This window comes from Ekhidna sp. (genome assembly GCF_963691765.1).
Classification (GTDB): Bacteria; Bacteroidota; Bacteroidia; order Cytophagales; family Cyclobacteriaceae; genus Ekhidna.
In genome coordinates this window covers 3,919,771-3,939,248 of the sequence record NZ_OY829375.1, presented here as the reverse complement: position 1 = coordinate 3,939,248, position 19,478 = coordinate 3,919,771, and the positions used below count along the sequence as shown (strand labels likewise).

Here is a 19,478-nt window from a genome sequence, read left to right as displayed (position 1 = left end):
TAGGATTAAATTAAACTATTTACTCCTTCTTCTTCTGTTTGATTTTCTATTGTCTCTCCTAGCCCCTGACCTTCTACTTCCTTTTTTCTTATTGTATGACCCAGATTCTGATCGATCTCCATACGCATCATTGTCAATGTGAACCCTTACAGCTCTCCCTTCAAACTCTACACCGTCAAATTTCTTCCCAAAACCCTTTTCATAAGATTTATCCACCTCAAAATATGATCGATTCTTTAGCAATTTTACTTTACCAAAATTATTTCGATCCACGCCTGAAAGATCCGATAACAAATGCACCATATCTTCTTTAATAAAGCCATCAACTGAGCCGATATTTATAAAGAATTTCCTAAATCTACCGGAACTTTCATTGGTTGTTTTACCAACATTTTCATTCAAATTAATATCTTCTCCAGACGGAGTAGTCAACTGGTTTAACTGAAGTCGAATCAACTTCTTAAGAATTTCATCCTTTGAGATAGGCTCTAATATTTCTTTAACTTCGCTAAATAAGCTCTCACTTTCACTGTCGATTGCAACCTCTGCTAAATCACTAGCCCATTGACTAATTCGAGTAGTTTGCATTTCATTAAGACTAGGCACTTCTATTCGTTCGAATTTCACCTTTATCTTTCTTTCTAGCTCAGATATTTTTCTAGATTCTCTTGGATTAATTAGTGCTAAAGAAATGCCCTTATTGCCAGCTCTTCCCGTTCTACCGCTTCTATGAGTATAACTCTCTAGTTGGTCTGGTAAGGTATGGTGTATAACATAATTAAGGTCGTTCACATCGATCCCTCTTGCCGCGACATCTGTGGCTATCAGAAGCTGCATCGACCTTGCCTTAAACCTTTTCATAACAGCATCTCTTTGAGACTGAGAAAGGTCCCCGTGTAGCGCTTCTACTCCATACCCAAGTTGACCTAAGTTGTCAGATATCTCCTGAGTTTCTCTTTTTGTTCTGCAAAACATGATACCTCTCATATTAGGATCTCTATCTAAAAATCTTTTGATAGCAGGTACCTTATTGCTAACCTTAGTGATTACATATTTATGTGATATGTCCTTATTACTCTTTTCAGAAGTATTGATAGAAACCTCTTTTGGGTCAGACATATACTTCTTGATTATCTTCCTAATATCAGAAGGCATTGTAGCAGAAAAAAGCCAGGTCACTCGCTGTTCTGGTGTATGTGATAAAATTTCATCTATGGCCTCTTTGAATCCCATATTTAACATTTCATCAGCTTCATCTAAGATGACATATTTGACTTGATCAAGTTTTACTGCCCTTCTTTTTATAAGATCCAGAAGACGACCGGGTGTGGCTACAACTATTTGTGTAGGACGTTTTAGTGCTTTTATTTGGTTTACAATTGCTGCTCCACCATAAACCACTTCTACATTGAGCCTTTTCTTACTTTTAGCAAAATCATTTAATTGCTTGGCAGTTTGCTGCCCCAACTCTCTTGTAGGTGCCATTATCAAGGCTTGAGTGAATTCCTTTGAATCATCAATTAAATCCACCAAAGGCAGACCAAATGCTGCTGTTTTTCCGGTTCCGGTTTGTGCTAAACCAATGAAATCCGTAGGGTTTTCATTCAGTAATACAGGTATAGATTTCTCCTGTACAGGTGTAGGGTTTGTAAACCCCAAAGAATCAAGGACTTCGATGATTGGATTTGAAAGTCCTAGTTTTTCAAAATTATTCAAAGAGCAGGCTTTAATGTGAAATGCAAAGCTACGCTAACATTATAGAATCCTCGAGGTTAAATAGAAATATATCTACGACTTTTAATATTTATTAAAAAAAATAGCTGACAAACCATCTGTAGCATATTTTTGCCTTCCAACTATGAATAGTAGAAAAAGACACATCGTTAAGACCATTACATGGAGAATCATCGCCACAGCGACTACTTTCACGCTGACAATGATATTCTTTCGTGAAAGCCCCAATGCTACTGAAAAGGCTTCATGGGTTGCAGCAATAGAGACAGTTATTAAAATGGCACTGTACTATTATCATGAACGTATATGGTTCCATTTTAAATCAAAAATGAAAAGCAGTGTTCGACATTTGTTAAAAACAATAACATGGAGATTCACAGCTTCTTTGACTACATTTTTAATAGCTTCTTATATTTTTCGCGAAGACCCAAACGCAATGGAAAAAGCTACTGGCATCGCATTGATAGAAGTTTTCCTGAAGATGTTATTCTATTATTTACATGAAAGAGCATGGCACTCTTCAAAATTTGGTCTTAAATAAAAGAATTAGGGGTAAATAGGCACGATAAGTGTTTGATGAAAGTAATTAAAAGCTTAATCTTGAATTCGAATTGATGATAAACAAACCAATCTCATGAAAAAGAATATTTTACAATTTTCATTTTTAGCTTCAGCTTTCTTTCTACTATCATGTGGTGGAGGTAGCAAAGCAACTGAAGAAGCGTCAGCTGAAAAGAAAGAGGAAATCGAAAGTTTTGTAGAGAAAGAATTTACCTATCCTCTACCAACTGCATTTGAGGTTTCTCAAATGTTAGGAAATGCTAACACTTCTTATTCAGGTGAAATTGTTAATGACCCATCTAAAGCAGATCAATATGTTGCTACATGGCAAAAGGCAGCAAATCTTGGTGTTTATGGTGCAGATCTAAGTTATGCTGCGACTTTTGATAAAACTCAAGAGACAATCGACTATTTAGATGTTTCGAAAAAACTAATCGATGATTTAAATATTACTTCAGCTTTCAATACCTCAATGGCGCAGAGAATTGAAAATAATATGGACAATATTGATTCTTTGATTTTCATCGTAACAGAATCATTTTACGACACATACAACTACCTCAATCAAAATGGCGAAGAAAAGACATCGATTCTTGTTATCGCTGGTAGTGTAATTGAAGGTTTACACATTACTTGTGAGCTTGTGAAAATGAGCGAGAATCAGGGCGAGCTAAAAGCTGTTCTTGCAAATCAAAAGTCTCAAGTTGTAAAACTTGTTGAACTAATGGAAGCTCATCAAGAAGATGAAAATGTAAGTAAAGTATTGCCAAACCTTAGATTTATAAACTTCACATATGATCAACTTGGCGAAGGAGTTGAAATGACTGACGGTCAATTTTCAGACATTGCTAATAGTGTGAAAGAGATGAGGGATCACATCGTTGGATAATCATTGATGAAACTATATTTTTAGAGCCTCAACAAGAGTTGAGGCTTTTTTATTTGAAATAACCCTATGACCGAATCCATTATAAACGCACTTGTCCATCTTCTAGCTATTATAGAGAGCGCTAAAGAAGATACCGGTGTTGTGGATTCCGGCGAGCTTGTAATAAGACCCTACCTCCAAAAGAATCTAAATAATGAAACGCTTACAGCGGAGTATATCAAATTATTTTATGATTATCTAAATTTTTACAAAGAGCAGCCGACTGCAAAAGACGAAGAAGGTATTAGTATTGATAGTACTAGTATTTTGCAAATCGCAAAGATTTGTAATCAATTGAACAAAGAACTTCTTCGTTCTGAGAGACTTATTGTCTTCATGCAGTTGATGGAGTTAATTAGGGCAGATGAAAAAGTAACTGCCAAGGAAGAAGAATTTGCTGCGCTTGTAGCATTAAACTTCAACCTCGATCAAGATGATGTTGTCAATCTTAAAAACTTCATTCTCAAACCTGACGATGAAGAAATAAACAAAGAACGAATTCTAATTATTGACAATAAACAAACCGAATGGCCTGAAGAAATGGCTTGGATTATTCGGAAAAAGAAAACAGAAAATCAAGTTAGACATCTGTTTGTTCAAAATCTGTTCGGTAAGATTACAGTCCTCTATCTAAAGAGTGTTGAAACATTTGTATTCAGATACGATGGCCCGCTCAATCTATTTCTCGAAGGAATTAAAGTCATTCCTGCCAAATCATACATACTAAAGCCTGGATCAATTATCAAGGGTCCTAATATCTCTTCTATTTATGAATCTGAGATAACCAAACAATTCATTCAGGAACAAACAAGCACACGAGTTGTACTTGCAGGAGATAAAGTTGAGTTTAAGTTCAGAAATAGTAGCAATGGCCTTAAACCTTTCTCCTTCTCTGAAGACTCTGGCAGACTGATTGGAATTATGGGTGGCTCCGGAACAGGAAAAAGTACTCTAATGAACATTCTAAATGGAAAGCTTAGAGTAAATGGTGGAAGACTACATATCAATGGATTTTCGCTAGAACAAGCCTCTACTGAGGGTGTCATTGGGTATGTACCGCAAGATGACCTTTTGTTCGAAGAACTCACAGTATATCAGAACTTGTACTTCAATGCCAAAACCTGTTTCAGTGATTTTTCTGATGATTTAATTGACCGAACCGTTCACAAAGTATTGGACGATCTTGACTTAGAGGATATAAAAGATCTAAAAGTTGGTGATCCATTAAACAAAACCATATCTGGAGGACAAAGAAAGAGATTAAATATTGCGCTGGAGCTCATGAGGGAGCCCTCTGTTCTCTTTGTAGATGAGCCTACCTCTGGGTTATCATCAATGGATTCGGAAAAGATGATGATGTTGCTTAAAGACTTAACAAGAAAAGGGAAACTTGTTGTCGCTATTATTCATCAGCCTTCATCAGAAATATTTAAACTATTTGATAAGCTTTGGATTCTAGATAAAGGAGGATATCCAATTTATAATGGCAATCCTATTGATGCCGTGGTCTACTTCAAGACGATGAATACTCAGGTGAATGCAGCTGAAAGCGAATGCCCGAGGTGTGGAAACGTAATTCCTGAACAAATTCTACAGATAATTGAGGCACGAGAAATCGATGAGCGAGGTAGGTCTACGAAAAAACGAAGAGTAAATCCGTCAGTTTGGTATTCTAAATATCAAGAAAATATTGTACCTAAATTGGTAAGGTTAAAATATGATTCGGTATTACCTCCAACCAATTTCCGGATTCCTGATACATGGAATCAATTCAAGATTTTTAGCAAAAGGAATCTTCTTTCGAAAATATCGAATAAGCAGTATGTCCTTATCAACTTGTTGGAAGCCCCCCTATTGGCTTTTATCCTTGGCTATTTTTCAAAATATTCGCCAGAAAAAGTCTATGCTTTCTCTGAAAATATAAACCTCCCAGTTTACTTATTCATGTCCATTGTAGTATCCCTATTCATGGGGCTTACTGTGAGTGCACAAGAGATTTATAAGGATAGGCAAATACTTGAACGAGAATCTTTCCTAAACCTATCCAGGCTAAGCTACATTAATTCGAAAGTTGTTTACCTATTTATTCTTTCTGCGATTCAAACACTCTCATTTGTGCTTATTGGAAATTTCATTTTAGAGATACATGGAATGACTCTTTACTACTGGGGTGTTTTGTTTACAGTATCATGTTTCGCCAACTTAATCGGATTGAACATATCATCTGCACTGAATTCTGTAATCAATATTTATATCTTAATACCCTTTATTCTAGTACCTCAACTCCTTCTGGGCGGGGCTATGATCAAATTTGATGAATTACATCATTCATTAAATAATCAAAAGAACGTTCCTATTGTTGGTGATATGATGGCTTCAAGATGGGCTTACGAGGCACTAGCTGTAGCACAATTTCGATACAATGATTATGAAAAACATTTCTTTGAAGTCAATAAAGAAATAAGCAGAACTTCTGTTTACAGATCATTTATGGTTCCTGAACTGATGACCATTAATAGGGAAATTGTACGAGATAGTGCTGATTGGAGTGATAAAGAAAGATCATTCACAATTCTAAAAAATGAAGTAAGCGCACTTACTGACCTACATGGGTTGCGATCATTTCCATATTTGGATCAAATTACTCCCGAGTATTACAGTGTCTCAATATCTGAAAAACTTGATGAATATTTAAGGTATGCGAAATCTTCATTTTCGAATGAATATCTTCAAGCACAGCAAGATCGAGATCAACTGTATAAAAAGTTAGTTGATAAACTTGGAAAAGAAGGTTTTGTTGAATTAGAAAAGAAGTACCATAACGAGTTCCTTGCTGACTTACTTATGAATAGAGCTCATTTGGATATGGTGTATAGAGGCGATGATCAATTGATCCAGAAGAAAGACCCTGTTTTTATGAGACCATATTCAAATATTGGAAGAGCTCAATTTTATGCGCCTATCAAAATTTTAGGAAACTGGGAAGTACCTACATTTTACTTCAATATGGCCTTTGTTTGGTTTATGACCATCGTACTATACTTATCACTTTTAGACAATACCTTGAAGAAAATCATCAAGTTTTTCGAGTCCCAAGAGAAAGATGAAAGTAGACCTAATGCCTGGATACGTTTATGGGACACCATACTGATAATGATAGGCTCACCTAGAGTATACAAGAGAGCAGTTAAAATCAAGAAATCAACAAAATAATGACGAATTTAAACTTAGCAACCCTAGTATTAAGATTAGGATTTGGAGGAATGATGATAACACATGGCTGGGGTAAATTTAGCAAGCTTGCCGCAGGAGATCTTACATTTTTGGATCCAATTGGTATTGGTCAAGCACCAACGCTAATATTGGCGGTATTATCTGAATTTATAGCTCCTATATTTATAATAGTAGGTTTTAAAACCCGCATAGCTTCAATACTTCCAGCTGCCACCATGTTTGTAGCAGCATTTATTTTTCACGCAAATGATCCATGGAAAAATCAGGAATTTCCATTGCTTTATCTTATTGGCTATGTAGCAATATTTCTACTCGGCAGTGGACAGTATTCGTTAGACTGGAAATTAAAGAAGGTTTAACTTTTTGTAGATTGCCTTTTCACTTATCTGAGTAATTTCTCCTGACTTTAAAGGATCTAAACTTAAGTCCTCAATAGCAATTCTTAGCAATCTTAATGTTGGATGACCAACCTTGGCAGTCATTCTTCTGACCTGTCTATTCTTGCCTTCAGTTAATTTAATCTTCAGCCATGATCTAATTGGATGCTTTTTATAATTTACTGGCGGTGTTCTTTCAGGCACATTAGCTTTAACAACATCTACCAAAGCTGGCTTAGTTTTGTATAATTTACCTTTCAAATTAATCTCTACACCCGTAACAAGTTGATTGATAGCATCCGCACTAGGCTGTCCTTCTACTTCCACAAGGTACGTCCTCATGTGCTTGTGTTTGGGATCTAAAAGCTTATTATTGAGTGATCTGTCATTGGTAAGAATTAGTAATCCCTCACTGTCCAAATCAAGCCTACCTACCGGATAAACATCTTTTGGAAGATTTGAGAAAACTTCACCAAGTCCAGAATTAGCTCCTTCATTAGAAAATTGACTTAAGATCTTAAATGGCTTATGAATTATGTAATAGTATTTTTTTTTAGCCACGATATATCATTCTATAACCCACAAAACCAATAACTACACCAACAAGGTTTGCAAAAGCATCAAGCCACTCGAAAAATCTATTGTAGAAAAAGATGTACTGAATGATTTCCAAACCTAATCCGTATAGCGATGTAGCTACGAAAATATAAAATGAGATTTTGGAAGTAAGCATGTTAGCTTTTTGAAACGCCAACATTAAACTTACAACCAGCACAAAGTATGCAAAAGAATGTTCGATTTTATCTAGGTAACCAACACCATCTATTTGAATTGGTACAGCTAAAAATGTAGATAAAGCTAAAATTCCCAATGTGACCAATCCTGCTGGCACAAACCACATTATATTCTTATTCAATTAAATTGATATTTTTTGACCGTCTTCTAATCTATTTAAAACAAAGTCAGAGGCTTCAAAAACTTCATCAGCCATGTGAGTAAGCCATAAAGATTTGGTGTCAAATTCAGACTGTTTCTCTAACAACTCTGAGTAGCTCAGATGTCCAAAACTAACTTCATTTTGAAAATTACACTCACAAATAAATAGATCGGTGCCATTAGACAGCGGGATTAAATTTTCAGACCATGAAGTGTCCCCTGAAAATGCAATTCTCTTACCGTTCCACTCTAGTCGAATACCGTGTGGCATTGACGGAGGACTATGTTCTACTTGCCAAGCTTTAATAACTTTATCGCCAAGAATTGTCGATTCGCCTTGACTGTACTCAACAAAACGAAGATCCAGATCTTCCAATTTTTCTGCAGTACCAGCATACATTGCTTCTTGTAATTCTAAAACTCTTCTTCTAACACCTTCAGGACCTACAATAGTAAGTGCGGCAGTTCTAGGATTCTCAAACAAACTACTAATCAAAAAGAAAGGAATGCCTCCAAAATGATCTCCATGAAAATGAGATATAACTATTGTTGAAATTGAATCAAGCGTTATTCCTTCGTGTTTGAGTCTAATTAAGGTACTGGCACCGCAGTCCAACAAGACGCCTTCATTCTTTTCAACAATTAAGAACGAAGTGTGATTTCTACCCCCACTACCAAATGCGTCTCCACAACCTAATACAGTTAGTTCCATTGGCTAAATTTACCGAATGGAGTTATTCTTAAATGAGAAACTGGGAAAAATAACATTAGAAATTAATGAAGCAGACTCATCAAAGGCTGTTTTAATAATAGCACATGGTGCTGGAGCAGGAATGCATCACCCATTCATGACGAGTATCTCTAAATTGCTTTCAGAAAAATCAATCACAACTGCAAGATTCAACTTCCCATATATGGAGCAGGGTCGAAAATCACCAGGCTCACCTAAGTCCAACATTGAAACTTGGAGACTTGTACTTGAGCATATAATGCAACGATATCAAGACGCTCCCATATTCCTCTCTGGTAAGTCATACGGAGGCAGAATGGCTTCTCATTTGGTGGTAGAAAATAATCTACCTTATGTTAAAGGAATAATTTATTTTGGGTTTCCGCTTCATGCCCCTGGAAAAGATTCTATCGATAGAGCAGCTAACTTAGTTAATATCAAAATACCGCAATTATTCCTTCAAGGATCAAATGATAAACTTGCTAATCTATCTATGATGGAACAAGTTGTCTCTGGGTTGAAATTAGCTAGCATAGAAACTATAGCGCACGCTGATCATTCGTTTAACGTACCCAAGAAGAGTGGAAAAACTAAGGAAGATGTTTTGGAGTTCCTAGCAGAATGTTCGGCTACATGGATACGTAAATAACTTAATCTGGATTATACCAAAATGGTATTTTTACAAAATCTCTGAATCCAATTGTCGAGTCTCGCGATATCTTCTTAATAGAAAGCAGGTTTTCACCAATATTGAAACCTTCCGTTGGAATGGTAACAAGGATCCCTTTTTGATCCTTGGCTGGGTGAACAAAGAAATGATACTTCAAGGAGGAATAGATTGAATCATTTACATTGATTTCGTAAATGGATTTTTGACATTCCAAAAGCTTTTCCTGATTCTCCTCCGAATAATCAATACCGGTAATTTGAAAATTACCTCCTTCCGCTTTTAGTCCCAGCTTCCAGTTTAATCCATCATCTTTGATGGGATCAAAATCAGGGCACTGAGAGGATATTCGTCCATTATCAGCCGGATCATAACGAAGAAATATTTGGAAATGAGGCTTCTCAATAAAACTTGATTTTAAACTCACGCTATTAACATACTCATCTTTAGATCTCTGATCGTCGTAAAAATTTGAACTTATAACATCTGCATCGGTACTTGAAGGAAAATACTGATATTGGTCAAATGAGAACATTGCCATGCTTCCCACTGAAACCCCTACTAACAAATAGACTATCCTAAATCTCGTTTTTGAAAACTTGCTTATCAAATAGTAGTATATACTTCTGCTGAGGTTAGAAAGTGTTATAAAATTATAGATCCGGTAAAACGGATAATAAACCTTAGCAAACCATCTAATCTTTTTAAAGAATCCTAACGTGAAATAATCGATCATATAGATCAATCCGAATAGAATAAATATTGTCACAGAAATCCCAGCAATAAGCGTAATGATGCCGGTAACTACCCCAGTTGGCATAGCTGAAATGAATGTACTTAGTACTAATCCAATAACTGCCAATGATGTCAGATACAATCCAAAAGCAATCATTATCGATATAATTAGAAAAGAGAAAGCAAATATGACACTGCAAATCTCATCTAGCATTATTACCAACCGATCTAGACTAACAACTTTAGCTCTTAGCTTTTCAGTGAAAAATTCGTTGTAATTCAGTTTATCAAAGTCAATAGAGGACTGCACTGATCTTAAGCCAATAGCTCCAATCCAAAACCCTCGAAGCATCAAATGAATCACTAAACAAATAGTAAGTGCGAGGATGCATTTTTTGATTATTACAAGAAAAATAAAGACGATTGAAATAGTCCCTTCAAGATTGTATTTATACTGTATATCTATCAGAAAAGAACCAAACTCGGAGTTAGCTCCTAAAAGTAGAAATATGGTAAAGGCTGATACTAAAAGCTCAAGCTGCCAACTTTCTCTCTCGAGTTTCTTAAGCCAGTTTTCAATCTGATCTTCTTTGAGTTCGTTCATTAAATATGGAGAGTATTAATGAATGATAATTACATCGCTTTGCGATCTTCGTTTTCGCGTTGGATGTTTCCCTTAGCTTTCTCCATTGGCTTTTTAGCCTTCATAATCATAAATTGAGTGGCCAAATTCATAAGCTCAGGTTGACCCGCGTAGCTATAACCTAGATGCTTTAGTTCTTCAATGATCTTCGAATATTCTTCAGCCTTAGAAAGCGAAAAATTATCACTGTTTTGGATGTAAACAGCTTCTATCACTCCAAGTGAATGTTTTAACATTCGAAATAGCTTTTGATTCTTCGTTTCTTTTTCTTCTCTGAAGTGCTTGGCATAAACATCAGGCATGAGCTCTTTAAGTCGCTCGAAATGCTCACTGAGAACTGGATGTTTGTCTTTAGTCATTTGGCTATTGCGTTTAATGTTTTGATGAGTTCGTGAGCTACTTGATGCTCCTGCCTTGGAGCTAACTCTACGAATTTATTGATACTTTGGATGGCTTCTTGATACCTTTTCATAGAAATAAGTACCAAACCAAGATTGTAAAAGCTATTTGGATATTCTGGCTCTATTTGGGTTGATAGTTCATAGTGAACCTTAGCAAGTTCTAGGTTTCCTATGTCAGAGTATACATTACCAAGATTATAATGCGCTTCAAAATGCCTAGGGTTTCTTTTCAGGCATTGAGTCAGATAGTCTATGGCCTTAGAAAGATCACCCTGACTTGACTTTAAAATCCCAAGATTGCAATAGGCATCTTCAACAGATTGCTCATTTTCAATTGCCAGTAAGTAGTATTTTTCAGCCTCAGACTTTCCAGCTTCATCTAGCTCTAATGCTTCTTCGAAAAATGAACCAGCTTTCGGTAAGGAAACTATTGGAGTCTGATCCGGAATTTGATCAAACATATTTAGCTGCCCATAATCTTCCAGATTGGGTTTCTTCCTCCTTCGAGCCTTTTTAGGTCCGAGCTTTTGTGGAGGACTTACGGGAAATTGAACAACTTTTGTCATTTAAATCTAGCTTGCTTTACGCTTCACTTCTTTTGCTTCGTCTTGTTGTTTCTTGTCTGCCTTCTTCATTGGCTTCTTAGCCTCTTTCGCCTGATCAATGCTCGCTTTTAATGCTGTCATAATATCTACTACCTCTGGCTCTTCTTCAACATATGATACAACTTCATTCCCCTCTATCTTGTTGCTAATCATGTCACGCAATGCGTCATTATACTTATCCTCAAGTTCAATTTTCTTAAACTTCTTGGTCATCGACTTGATCAACATATTAGCAAGTTTCAACTGCTCATCCTCTGCCTCCTCTTCAATTCGCACATTAGGAACTTCTTTTATACTTCTCACCTCATTTGGATATCGAAGTTTGTATATCATAATACCACGATCATGAGGTGTTAGTAAAACAACACTTTCCCTATCTCTCAAAACAACCTTACCGACCCCTACCTTTCCTGATTCTCTTAAAGCTTGACTTAGCAGCGCATACGTTTTACTTGCTACATCACCGTCAGGTCCTGCAAAGTAAGGAGAATCATACAATGTTTCATGTACTTCTTTTGCATCTACGAAGCCTTCTATTTCGATTACTTTCGTGCTTTTCAATTTAACCTTCTCGAAATCATCTGGCTCTATGATTACAAACTGACCTGGTTCGTATTGATAGCCTTTTACAATGTCTTCTTGTCTAAGAACGTCACCCGTTACTTTGTCTCGCTTCTCATACTTTACAGGGTTATTGGTCTCCTTTGACAACAGATTAAACTGAACCTTCTGTGCTGTGTCAATGGCATTGTAAATCCTTATAGGAATTGTAACCATTGAGAATCGAATATGTCCTTTCCAGATCGCTCGCATTGTTTCAATTTAGGAATTAAGACAGAAAATTAAAAATCTTTAACTTTTAATCAAAGTATTACATGTTAACATATTGATTAACAATATATTATAAACAAATATTTTTTATTAAAATTTAATCACTGAATTTAATAAACACCTGATTGTCAATACGTTAATATTTTACATTATTTTAACTTACTACCAATTCAATCGGATAATAGGCGCCATTTATGTTGACCCAAAGCATCAACACTTCTATTTTTGCCAGCTTATTAAATGGACACGATGAAAGACTTTGTAGAAGAACTGAAATGGCGAGGAATGGTGCACGATATTATGCCTGGCACTCAAGATGAATTGAATAAAGGCATGACAGCAGCATATATAGGTTTCGATCCTACTGCAGATTCTCTCCATATTGGTAACATGGTGCAAATCATGACATTAGTTCATTTTCAAAGATGTGGACACAAGCCTTTGGCCCTAGTAGGTGGAGCTACTGGTATGGTTGGAGATCCATCTGGTAAGTCTGCAGAAAGAAACCTTTTAGATGAGGAAACTTTAAATCACAATTTATCCTGCGTAAAGAAGCAACTCGAAAGCTTCTTATCCTTTGAAGGTGAAAATGCAGCAGAAATGGTCAACAACTATGATTGGTTTAAAGAATTTAACTTTCTTGAATTCATCAGAGATGTAGGCAAACACATCACAGTAAATTACATGATGAGCAAGGATTCTGTAAAGACGAGATTGGAAACTGGTCTTTCGTTTACTGAATTTTCCTACCAACTGGTGCAGGGGTATGATTTCTACTACCTATGGAAGCACAAAAATGCCAAGTTGCAACTGGGAGGATCTGATCAATGGGGAAATATCGTTACTGGAACAGAACTAATCAGAAGGAAAGATCAGGGAGAAGCCTTCGCTATGACTACTCCCCTTATTACAAAGGCTGACGGCTCGAAATTCGGAAAGTCTGAAGGAGGAAACATTTGGTTAGATCCAGAAAAGACCTCCCCATACAAGTTTTATCAATATTGGATCAACTCCTCTGATGAAGACGTAGAAAAGTATATCAAGATATTCAGCTTAAAAGATCGTGAAGAGATTGAATCTTTGATCTCTGAACATCGAGAAGCCCCTCATCAACGACTTCTTCAGCGAACATTGGCGGAAGAAATAACAGAACGAGTTCACTCAAAAGCAGACTTAGAAACTGCTATAAAGGCTAGTTCTATTCTGTTTGGTAAGTCAACCACAGAGGATCTAGAAAGCCTTGATGAAAAGACCCTATTACAGGTTTTTGAAGGTGTCCCACAAACTGAGGTTCAAATTACTGATCTTGAAAACAATGATATTACAACCTTCCTAAGTGAGACCACTCAAAATATCATATTCAAGTCTAAGGGTGAAGCAAGAAAGATGATTCAAGGTGGAGGTGTGAGTATAAACAAAACAAGGATCCAAGCACCTGATCAATCCGTTGATTTCACACTGCTACAAAACAAGTACTTGCTTGCTCAAAGGGGTAAAAAGAATTATTACTTGATTAAAGTGAGTTGATCACTTTTTCTTGACTAGTTCTTTCTTTTCCATAAGCCTTACAACAACACCGGCGTCGGACATATTCTCAAGAATAACCTTAAAAAGGAATGTTAGTGGCACAGCCAATAGCATTCCTGCTGTACCCCAAAGGAATGCCCAAAAGACAAATCCAAAAAGCACAGCAACAGTGTTCATTGAGAAAGAATCACCCATTAGCTTAGGCTCCACAATGTTTCCCATAATTAATTGTACTCCTTCTAAACAGAAAAAGATTACCAGCACTTGAGATACTGAACTTGAATCGATAATTCCAAGAACTAATGGAGGAATAATTGCAATGAGAGAGCCAATGTATGGAATGTAGTTAAGAACAAATGCCAAAAATCCCCATAGAACTGCATAATCAATCCCGAAAATCCAGCAGATTAAACCAATGGAAATTCCTGTTAAAACACTCACTAAGGTCTTCACCTTGATATACGAACCAACGGAGTCCTTTATTCTATGAAACATCTCCATAGACTTCCCATTGTCTTGATCTTTGTCACCGGTACCAATCAAATAGCTAATGGTTTGATCATACTGAGTAATGGCACCAAGTAAACCAGCGAAATAAAGAATAGTCATCAACAGCTCTGCAGCTTTTCCGCTGACTGTGTTAATAAATGAACCTGATACCGTCCAAAACTGACTAGTCTGCAACATATCTGCTACCAGTGTTCTTAGCTCTCCTTCCTTGAATGTTATTCCAAAATAAATAGTATAATCATTTATAAATGGTCTCAAGTCATTTGAAATACTATCAAGAATAGCATCACTGTTTTGTACTAAAGCTTGTATGACATTGAACAACCCAAATCCGATAAAGAAGAATACTGTCATTGTAACCAATGTTGTTAGAGCAATACTGATACTAACAGAAAAAATTCTTTGGAAGAGATTCACCAAAGGCTGAAAAAGGACTGCAAAGAATAAAGCAAAAAAGAGAGGGATCAATAGATTTGATAATTCCCTCATTAAGTAGAGTACAGCAATCCCTAAAAAGATCATCATGATAATCTTGATATGGCGAAGAGAACGTTCCATTTCTGATTGTGAATTCATGATCGCAAAATAATTGAATTCATAAAGGAAACAGCTAACTTTATTAAGATTCCAAAATGCGTTTTATGAAAAACCTTGCTTCCATCTACGTTCTTTTTTTACTACTCTTCAGTTGTACTGGTCAAGAAATACCTAATGAATCTTTTCAGCTAAGTACTGGAATTTTGGCAGCACCGGAGCATCAACGGGCCGAGGCTACTATATTAGGATTTGACTCAAGTAGTAAGATCATTACATTAAAAGAAGGTACAAATGACTTTATCTGCATTGCAGACAACCCAAGTAAAGAAGGTTTTAGCGTAGCAGCATATCATAAAAGCCTTGAACCATTTATGTCAAGAGGAAGAGTGCTCAAAGAGCAGGGATTAAATGCAAAAGAAGTTTTTGATAAGAGAGAAAAGGAAGTATCTGTTGGGTCCCTAGAGATGCCAGATAGAGCCACTCTATACGTGACAACAGGCGACATTAACGAAGAAACCGGAGAAGTTGAAAATCTGTATACAAGGTATGTTATTTATATACCTTATGCTACCGAAGAATCAACTGGAATGCCTCTTAGTCCTCCTGCTCCGGGTGCACCTTGGATAATGGACCCTGGAACGCATAGAGCACATATCATGATAAATCCGCCAAAAGACTAAATCACATTACAACGGGCCAAAAAATAATATCCACTCGCCGGTTTCGTCTTCTTCCCTCCCATGTTCTATTGTCATATACAGGATTGAATTGACCAAAGTCCCGTTTCTCGATTTGATTTGACTTAAAGTCTAGATACAATAACTGCTGAATCACTGCATCCCCACGCATCTGCGATAACCATTCATTGTATTCAGCACCACCAATGTTATCAGTATGGCTATGGATAGTGATAGTATAATCACGAATATCCTGAACAGAATCAACAAGTTGCTTCAGCTCTTCTATTTGATATTCATCGATATAGTAGCTTCCTCCTCCAAAGTATATGCTTTTTAGGATATAGGCTTGCTGTTGATCCTGAGCATATGAAAAGGATGTACAAACAAGAAAAGTTATAGCAACAAGAACTCGCATCGCATTAAATAAACGGACTAAGAAGTGCCTTGTTTCGATCATCTATCTTTCCTTTCAACCATTCATCATTTATCACTTCTTCGATCTCCCTTAACCTTCTTAAATTACTCTAACTCTAAAAATCTGAAACCTAAAAGATATGAAGAACAAATTACTCATCATACTTCTTTCAATCAGCTCTACGGTTTTTGCGCAAAAGCTGGATATGGAAGATTTCAAAAATATGGCACCTCGAAATATAGGTCCCGCCGGTATGTCTGGTAGGGTTACTGCAATAGATGTTGTAACTGAAGATCCAGACATTATATACGTAGGATCGGCTTCCGGAGGTGTTTGGAAATCAACAAGTGGTGGCATTGATTGGCAACCAATATTTAATGATCAAACTACCGCATCTATCGGTGCTGTAGCAATTCAGCAATCTAACCCCTCTGTTGTTTGGGTTGGTACGGGTGAAGGAAACCCGCGTAACTCACTTAATGGTGGCGACGGCATTTATCGCACATTAGATGGAGGTAAAAACTGGCAGAAAATGGGGTTAGAAAAAACCCGTCATATACATAGAATTATCATTCACCCGAATGATCCAAACACGGTTTATGTTGGAGCCATTGGTTCCCCGTGGGGAGAACATGAAGAACGTGGCGTATACAAAACTACAGATGGCGGAAAAACTTGGGATAGAATATTATTCAACAACATCCGAACAGGTGTTGCCGATTTAGTAATGGATCCTAGCAATCCAAATAAGCTAATGGCTGCAATGTGGGAACATAAGCGAGATCCATGGTTTTTCAAATCAGGAGGTCCTGGATCTGGCCTTTATGTAACGCATGATGGTGGAGACACCTGGGAGAAACGTACCGATGAGGATGGTTTACCCAAAGGTGAACTTGGAAGAATTGGAATAGCTATTGCTCCTTCAAGACCTAACGTGGTCTATGCACTCATTGAATCCAAAAAGAATGCACTCTATCGTTCTGACGATGGTGGCTTTAAATGGAGAAAAATTAACGATAAAAACGACATAGGCAACCGACCTTTCTATTACTCTGAAATATATGTAGATCCGGTCAACGAAAATCGAGTGTATAGCATTTTCACTTATGTTAATGTCTCCGTCGATGGAGGCAAATCATTCACTCAATTGATGGGAGCTTATGGAGTAGACAATGGTGTTCACCCAGATCATCACGCATGGTACATACATCCAAACGATCCTAACTTCATGATAGATGGAAATGACGGAGGGCTTAATATCACCAGAGATAGAGGCGAAACCTGGAGATTTGTTTCGAACCTACCAGTAGGTCAATTCTACCATATCAGTGTTGACAATGAAACTCCATACAATGTTTATGGAGGTATGCAAGACAATGGATCCTGGGCAGGGCCTGCTTATGTATGGAAGGCTCAAGGAATTAGAAATCATTACTGGCAAGAGGTTTCATTTGGAGATGGCTTTGACGTATTGCCTGATCCTAGAGACAGCAGATATGGAATCTCTACGGCACAACAAGGCTATGCTTCGATTTATGACAGAAAAACTGGATACAATGAAAGTGTAAGACCCACCTATCCTGACGGTGATGTTGAATTGCGATTCAATTGGAATGTAGGAATGGCTCGAGACGCTCAAAATCCAGCCGTAGTTTATTTCGGAAGTCAATTTGTTCATAAGAGCACTGACAGTGGACAAAATTGGGAAATCATCTCCCCTGACCTCACTACAAACGATCCAGAAAAACAAAAACAAGGCGAAAGTGGTGGCTTAACAATGGATGCTACAGGTGCTGAAAACTATTGTACCATCATTGTAATTGAGCCTTCTTCATTAAACTCAGACTTGCTATGGGTAGGAACTGATGACGGAAACATCCAAATTTCTCGAAATGGTGGCGATAGCTGGACCAATGTAGGAAACAATTTGCCTGGATTACCATCAGGCACTTGGATCACTCAAATTAAAGCTTCGAACAAGAACGAAGGAGAAGCGCTGGTTGTAGCAAACGATTACCGTAGATTCAACTACACTCCATATGCATATCGCACTAAAGACTATGGTCAAACATGGGAACGTATTGTAGATGGAAATGATGCTGTTAGCTATGCGCTATCTATAGTTGAAGACCCCGTTGAATCAAGGTTGTTATTCTTGGGTACTGATGATGGTCTATATGTTTCTGTGGACGCAGGATCTAACTGGACAAAATGGACAGAAGGGTTTCCAACAACTAATGCATATGATCTTGTTATCCATCCAGAAGAGCATGATTTAGTAATTGGAACGTTCGGTAGAGCCATTTGGGTAATGGATGACATTAGACCTCTTCGCGAAATCGCGAGTGAAGGAAGCTCAACACTAGATAAGGTGTTGAATGTATATGCTCCTCCTGTAGCATATGTTGCTCAAAATCAACAGCCAAAAGGCACCCGATTTGGTGGAGACGCATTATACAATGGTGAAAACAGACCATATGGTGCAATGCTAACCTATTCCATTAACCGTCCTGAAAAGAAGAAAGAAAAAATGGATGAGAAGAAGAAAGGAAAAAAGAAAAAGAAGGGTGATGAAGAAATGATGGATGAGAAAGAAGAGGAAAAAGTGTCTTATGATTCATTATTCATAGAGGTATTCAAAGGTGATGAAGTTATTCGAACGCTTAAATCAAAAGCTCCCAAAGAGAATGGTATCCATCGCACATTCTGGTACATGAATGAAAAAGGAACCAACTTCATGAGCAGAAGAAGTAGATCTGGAAATAGAGAACCAGGTGGTGTAACTGTCCTTCCTGGCATGTACAAAGTACGTTTCACGTTCGGTGATCAAAAGGATTCTACAGAGGTTGAGGTAAGATATGATCCAAGAATTGAGATGTCTGATGGAGCTATTAAGGCGCAATATGATGCGCTCAAATCACTTGAATCAAAATATTCAATGGGAGTCAAAGCTGTTGATCGTTTGAAAGAGAGTTTAGATATCACCAAAGGAATTCAGAGCGATCTAAAGAAAAAAGATAAGGAAGGATTTGAAGAACAATTGGAACTATGCAAAACAACAATTGACACTTTAAATAGCATGCTTGATGTTTTCTTAGGTAAACAAGATGATCGCCAGGGTATTACTCGAGGTACACCAAACAGTGTTAATAATTCATATTTTGCAGCTTCCAGATATACCAGCAATGCACTTCATGCACCGGGTCAAACCGAAAACAAACTCATCAAGAAGTTTGAAGAAGATATTGCAGAAGCAATGGAAATGGTAAATGGCTATTACTCAGAAAAATGGCCAGCATTTAGATCAACTGTTGAAGATTTGGACACATCCCCTTTCAAAGACTACGATGAAATAAAGGAATAATAGTCCAGATAAATAGTAAATATTTAAAACTATTATCATTAGTACACAGATAATAGATATAAA

At 37.0% G+C, this 19,478-nt stretch carries 18 protein-coding genes; 8 read left to right on the top strand and 10 right to left on the bottom strand.

All coding sequences use genetic code 11. From position 1 onward, the window contains the following. Nucleotides 1–15 precede the first annotated feature (15 nt). Nucleotides 16–1,716 carry a DEAD/DEAH box helicase gene (locus ACY650_RS17650; RefSeq protein ID WP_462249512.1) on the bottom strand — a complete coding sequence of 567 codons (1,701 nt, stop codon included), beginning with the start codon at nucleotides 1,714–1,716 and terminating at the stop codon, nucleotides 16–18. Between the two features lie 142 nt (nucleotides 1,717–1,858). Between ACY650_RS17650 and ACY650_RS17645 the strand changes: the two genes are divergently transcribed. From ACY650_RS17645 to ACY650_RS17630, 4 genes are all read left to right on the top strand, one after another. Further along, nucleotides 1,859–2,275, top strand: coding sequence for a DUF2061 domain-containing protein (locus tag ACY650_RS17645; protein ID WP_462249510.1), 417 nt, complete (start codon nucleotides 1,859–1,861; stop codon nucleotides 2,273–2,275). A gap of 93 nt (nucleotides 2,276–2,368) precedes the next feature. Next, nucleotides 2,369–3,184 carry a hypothetical protein gene (locus ACY650_RS17640; protein ID WP_462249508.1) on the top strand — a complete coding sequence of 272 codons (816 nt, stop codon included), beginning with the start codon at nucleotides 2,369–2,371 and terminating at the stop codon, nucleotides 3,182–3,184. Between the two features lie 66 nt (nucleotides 3,185–3,250). Continuing rightward, nucleotides 3,251–6,436: an ATP-binding cassette domain-containing protein gene (locus ACY650_RS17635; protein WP_462249506.1), complete on the top strand. Its 3,186-nt coding sequence runs from the start codon at nucleotides 3,251–3,253 to the stop codon at nucleotides 6,434–6,436. Beyond that, complete coding sequence (locus ACY650_RS17630; protein ID WP_462249504.1) at nucleotides 6,436–6,816, top strand: DoxX family protein; 381 nt, start codon at nucleotides 6,436–6,438, stop codon at nucleotides 6,814–6,816. The genes ACY650_RS17635 and ACY650_RS17630 overlap by 1 nt, the downstream gene beginning before the upstream one ends. On the opposite strand, the gene ACY650_RS17625 is transcribed toward ACY650_RS17630, so the two are convergent. Genes ACY650_RS17625 through ACY650_RS17615 form a run of 3 tightly spaced genes read right to left on the bottom strand, consistent with a single transcriptional unit; the run spans nucleotide 6,802 to nucleotide 8,482 of the window. Continuing rightward, nucleotides 6,802–7,395 carry a pseudouridine synthase gene (locus ACY650_RS17625; RefSeq protein ID WP_462249503.1) on the bottom strand — a complete coding sequence of 198 codons (594 nt, stop codon included), beginning with the start codon at nucleotides 7,393–7,395 and terminating at the stop codon, nucleotides 6,802–6,804. The genes ACY650_RS17630 and ACY650_RS17625 overlap by 15 nt on opposite strands. Beyond that, nucleotides 7,388–7,750, bottom strand: coding sequence for a VanZ family protein (locus tag ACY650_RS17620; RefSeq protein ID WP_462249501.1), 363 nt, complete (start codon nucleotides 7,748–7,750; stop codon nucleotides 7,388–7,390). The genes ACY650_RS17625 and ACY650_RS17620 overlap by 8 nt, the downstream gene beginning before the upstream one ends. Then, entirely contained in the window at nucleotides 7,751–8,482 is a 732-nt protein-coding gene (locus ACY650_RS17615) for an MBL fold metallo-hydrolase (protein WP_462249499.1), read from the bottom strand. Between the two features lie 16 nt (nucleotides 8,483–8,498). On the opposite strand from ACY650_RS17615, the gene ACY650_RS17610 reads away from it, so the two are divergent. After that, nucleotides 8,499–9,149 (top strand): alpha/beta hydrolase family protein, encoded by a 651-nt coding sequence (locus ACY650_RS17610; protein ID WP_462249497.1) that lies wholly within the window; start codon nucleotides 8,499–8,501, stop codon nucleotides 9,147–9,149. Between the two features lies 1 nt (nucleotide 9,150). Here ACY650_RS17610 and ACY650_RS17605 read toward each other — a convergent pair whose 3' ends face one another. The 4 genes from ACY650_RS17605 to ku are packed head-to-tail and all read right to left on the bottom strand — an operon-like array spanning nucleotide 9,151 to nucleotide 12,364. Beyond that, the gene (locus tag ACY650_RS17605; protein ID WP_462249495.1) at nucleotides 9,151–10,506 is read right to left on the bottom strand and encodes a hypothetical protein; all 1,356 of its coding nucleotides are present in this window, start codon (nucleotides 10,504–10,506) and stop codon (nucleotides 9,151–9,153) included. A 29-nt stretch (nucleotides 10,507–10,535) separates the two neighbouring features. Next, on the bottom strand, nucleotides 10,536–10,904 hold the full coding sequence (locus tag ACY650_RS17600; protein WP_462249493.1) for a hypothetical protein: 369 nt from the start codon (nucleotides 10,902–10,904) through the stop codon (nucleotides 10,536–10,538). Beyond that, complete coding sequence (locus tag ACY650_RS17595; protein WP_462249491.1) at nucleotides 10,901–11,512, bottom strand: tetratricopeptide repeat protein; 612 nt, start codon at nucleotides 11,510–11,512, stop codon at nucleotides 10,901–10,903. The genes ACY650_RS17600 and ACY650_RS17595 overlap by 4 nt, the downstream gene beginning before the upstream one ends. Nucleotides 11,513–11,518: 6 nt before the next feature. Continuing rightward, nucleotides 11,519–12,364 carry a non-homologous end joining protein Ku gene (ku, locus tag ACY650_RS17590; protein ID WP_462249489.1) on the bottom strand — a complete coding sequence of 282 codons (846 nt, stop codon included), beginning with the start codon at nucleotides 12,362–12,364 and terminating at the stop codon, nucleotides 11,519–11,521. Nucleotides 12,365–12,631: 267 nt separating this feature from the next. Between ku and tyrS the strand changes: the two genes are divergently transcribed. Next, nucleotides 12,632–13,909, top strand: coding sequence for a tyrosine--tRNA ligase (tyrS, locus tag ACY650_RS17585; protein ID WP_462249487.1), 1,278 nt, complete (start codon nucleotides 12,632–12,634; stop codon nucleotides 13,907–13,909). Here the strand turns inward: tyrS and ACY650_RS17580 are convergent, their stop codons facing one another. Further along, nucleotides 13,910–14,995 carry an AI-2E family transporter gene (locus ACY650_RS17580; RefSeq protein WP_462249485.1) on the bottom strand — a complete coding sequence of 362 codons (1,086 nt, stop codon included), beginning with the start codon at nucleotides 14,993–14,995 and terminating at the stop codon, nucleotides 13,910–13,912. Nucleotides 14,996–15,060: 65 nt separating this feature from the next. Between ACY650_RS17580 and ACY650_RS17575 the strand changes: the two genes are divergently transcribed. Beyond that, nucleotides 15,061–15,636, top strand: a complete 576-nt coding sequence (locus ACY650_RS17575) for a hypothetical protein (protein WP_462249483.1) — start codon at nucleotides 15,061–15,063, stop codon at nucleotides 15,634–15,636. A gap of 1 nt (nucleotide 15,637) precedes the next feature. On the opposite strand, the gene ACY650_RS17570 is transcribed toward ACY650_RS17575, so the two are convergent. Next, on the bottom strand, nucleotides 15,638–16,093 hold the full coding sequence (locus ACY650_RS17570; protein WP_462249481.1) for an OmpA family protein: 456 nt from the start codon (nucleotides 16,091–16,093) through the stop codon (nucleotides 15,638–15,640). A 97-nt stretch (nucleotides 16,094–16,190) separates the two neighbouring features. Between ACY650_RS17570 and ACY650_RS17565 the strand changes: the two genes are divergently transcribed. Further along, complete coding sequence (locus ACY650_RS17565; RefSeq protein WP_462249479.1) at nucleotides 16,191–19,415, top strand: WD40/YVTN/BNR-like repeat-containing protein; 3,225 nt, start codon at nucleotides 16,191–16,193, stop codon at nucleotides 19,413–19,415. The last annotated feature ends 63 nt before the right edge of the window (nucleotides 19,416–19,478 follow it).

What these genes read in the sequence shown, in the direction of transcription:
- ACY650_RS17645 (WP_462249510.1), top strand. Translation starts at nt 1,859, where the DNA reads ATGAATAGTAGAAAAAGACACATCGTTAAGACCATTACATGGAGAATC.
- ACY650_RS17640 (WP_462249508.1), top strand. Translation starts at nt 2,369, where the DNA reads ATGAAAAAGAATATTTTACAATTTTCATTTTTAGCTTCAGCTTTCTTT.
- ACY650_RS17635 (WP_462249506.1), top strand. Translation starts at nt 3,251, where the DNA reads ATGACCGAATCCATTATAAACGCACTTGTCCATCTTCTAGCTATTATA.
- ACY650_RS17630 (WP_462249504.1), top strand. Translation starts at nt 6,436, where the DNA reads ATGACGAATTTAAACTTAGCAACCCTAGTATTAAGATTAGGATTTGGA.
- ACY650_RS17615 (WP_462249499.1), bottom strand. Translation starts at nt 8,482, where the DNA reads ATGGAACTAACTGTATTAGGTTGTGGAGACGCATTTGGTAGTGGGGGT.
- ACY650_RS17610 (WP_462249497.1), top strand. Translation starts at nt 8,499, where the DNA reads ATGGAGTTATTCTTAAATGAGAAACTGGGAAAAATAACATTAGAAATT.
- ACY650_RS17605 (WP_462249495.1), bottom strand. Translation starts at nt 10,506, where the DNA reads ATGAACGAACTCAAAGAAGATCAGATTGAAAACTGGCTTAAGAAACTC.
- ACY650_RS17600 (WP_462249493.1), bottom strand. Translation starts at nt 10,904, where the DNA reads ATGACTAAAGACAAACATCCAGTTCTCAGTGAGCATTTCGAGCGACTT.
- ACY650_RS17595 (WP_462249491.1), bottom strand. Translation starts at nt 11,512, where the DNA reads ATGACAAAAGTTGTTCAATTTCCCGTAAGTCCTCCACAAAAGCTCGGA.
- ku (WP_462249489.1), bottom strand. Translation starts at nt 12,364, where the DNA reads ATGCGAGCGATCTGGAAAGGACATATTCGATTCTCAATGGTTACAATT.
- tyrS (WP_462249487.1), top strand. Translation starts at nt 12,632, where the DNA reads ATGAAAGACTTTGTAGAAGAACTGAAATGGCGAGGAATGGTGCACGAT.
- ACY650_RS17580 (WP_462249485.1), bottom strand. Translation starts at nt 14,995, where the DNA reads ATGAATTCACAATCAGAAATGGAACGTTCTCTTCGCCATATCAAGATT.
- ACY650_RS17575 (WP_462249483.1), top strand. Translation starts at nt 15,061, where the DNA reads ATGAAAAACCTTGCTTCCATCTACGTTCTTTTTTTACTACTCTTCAGT.
- ACY650_RS17570 (WP_462249481.1), bottom strand. Translation starts at nt 16,093, where the DNA reads ATGATCGAAACAAGGCACTTCTTAGTCCGTTTATTTAATGCGATGCGA.
- ACY650_RS17565 (WP_462249479.1), top strand. Translation starts at nt 16,191, where the DNA reads ATGAAGAACAAATTACTCATCATACTTCTTTCAATCAGCTCTACGGTT.